This window comes from Acinetobacter nectaris CIP 110549 (genome assembly GCF_000488215.1).
Taxonomy (GTDB): domain Bacteria; phylum Pseudomonadota; class Gammaproteobacteria; order Pseudomonadales; family Moraxellaceae; genus Acinetobacter; species Acinetobacter nectaris.
On the sequence record NZ_KI530726.1, the window covers coordinates 1 to 1,514 of the forward strand.

General features: G+C 34.1%; 3 protein-coding genes. All 3 read left to right on the plus strand.

Annotated features, from left to right (window positions below; all coding sequences use genetic code 11):
• The first annotated feature begins 335 nt into the window (after positions 1–335).
• Complete coding sequence (locus tag P256_RS08780) at positions 336–611, plus strand: type II toxin-antitoxin system RelB/DinJ family antitoxin (RefSeq protein ID WP_023273335.1); 276 nt, start codon at positions 336–338, stop codon at positions 609–611.
• On the plus strand, positions 589–921 hold the full coding sequence (locus tag P256_RS08785) for a type II toxin-antitoxin system YafQ family toxin (protein ID WP_023273336.1): 333 nt from the start codon (positions 589–591) through the stop codon (positions 919–921). The genes P256_RS08780 and P256_RS08785 overlap by 23 nt, the downstream gene beginning before the upstream one ends.
• A 29-nt stretch (positions 922–950) precedes the next feature.
• A partial coding sequence (locus tag P256_RS08790) for a hypothetical protein (protein WP_023273337.1) occupies positions 951–1,514 on the plus strand: 564 nt, incomplete at its 3' end.

Sequence of the window (1,514 nt, forward strand, 5' to 3'; positions counted from 1 at the left end):
AACAAAGAAAATTAAATCCTGTGCTTGACACATTGAGTTAAAACAGGACATTTTAAATGGGTTTTCGCATAGACATTTTAATTGGTGAATAACAATTTTATATTTCAATTGTTTGAATAGTATTTAGTCCGTCATACTTCAACATTGAAGCACCTAGACCACTTTGCTAGGCTTTTAATATCTTTTGCCACGAATTAAGCATGTTTTTAACGAGACCCACAATTTATTATTTAATTCTCTTTAAAAAAGATACTATCAATTTTTTCTCAATATTTATAAAAAGCATGCTATTATGTATATCAAATGAGATACAAAATAGTAAAGGAGTAGATGGTATGACAACGCAAACCTCTATGCTTCATGTACGAATTGATGATGAAACAAAAGTACAAGCACAACAAGCCTTAAAAGCAATGGGAATGTCTGTTTCAGATGCTGTACGCATCTTTTTAACTCGTGTTGTTGCAGAGCAAGCAATTCCTTTTGATGTTCGTGTACCTAATACAGCTACACTTTCGGCACTAGATGAAGCAGATCAATTAATCCAAGCCAAAAAAGCACGTTTTGAAACAGTAGAAGATTTACTTAATGACCTCAAAAAGAACAGCTAAATCTAAACGTGCCGTATTACCTCGCTCATCTGATTATACCAAAGAGTTTTTAGCAGACTGGCAGCGCCTTTCTCGTAGTGGTCGTTATGACATGGGAAAGTTAAAAGAAGTCATGATGCTGATTATTGCGAATGATGAACCTTTAGGGGCTGAATGGCTTGATCATTCTCTTAATGGCAATCAATGGAAAAACTGTCGTGAGTTACATGTAGGAGGTGATTTTCTATTAGTTTATCGCATAGAATCATTATCTAAATTTGATATTGTGGTTTTTGTTCGTACTGGTACGCATAGCGAACTTTTCCGCTAAATATGTTCTACTGTTAAAGACGGATCTTCATGGCCTTACTTACAATTTCCGAAGCATCTAAACAATTTAAAATTGCTCGAAGTTACCTTTATAAAAAAATAAATAACGGTGAACTATCAACTCAACTCAATGATCAAGGTGTAAAGGTCGTTCAATATATCGATCTTGTTCGAGTATTTGGTGAAAACAATATAAATGCAGAGAATAGTCCTCAACCTGTCCATGAGGACAAAAGAGGACAGGATTTGAGGACAAAAGAAGACGACAAAAAAACAAGTGAGGACATCGTAAATTTACTCAAAGATCAAGTTTCTGAGCTTAAAAAAGATAAAGAAGACATGGCTAGAAGGCTTGATGATATGTCATCTAAGCACGATAAGCTTTTATTATTGATTGAGCACAAAGCATTTTCTTCATCTGAAAAATTGGGGACAATAGAGGACAACTCTCAACCTGTCCATGAGGACAATAGAGGACAGGATTTGAGAACAAAAGAAGACGACAAAAAAACAAGTTCTATCCTCCTTTTTATTGGTATTTTAATCATTATTTTATTAATTGGATTGATCTCAATATTTGGTCTGAAGTTTTCA

Coding starts and splice junctions, on each gene's coding strand:
- P256_RS08780 (WP_023273335.1), top strand. CDS start 336: ATGACAACGCAAACCTCTATGCTTCATGTACGAATTGATGATGAAACA.
- P256_RS08785 (WP_023273336.1), top strand. CDS start 589: ATGACCTCAAAAAGAACAGCTAAATCTAAACGTGCCGTATTACCTCGC.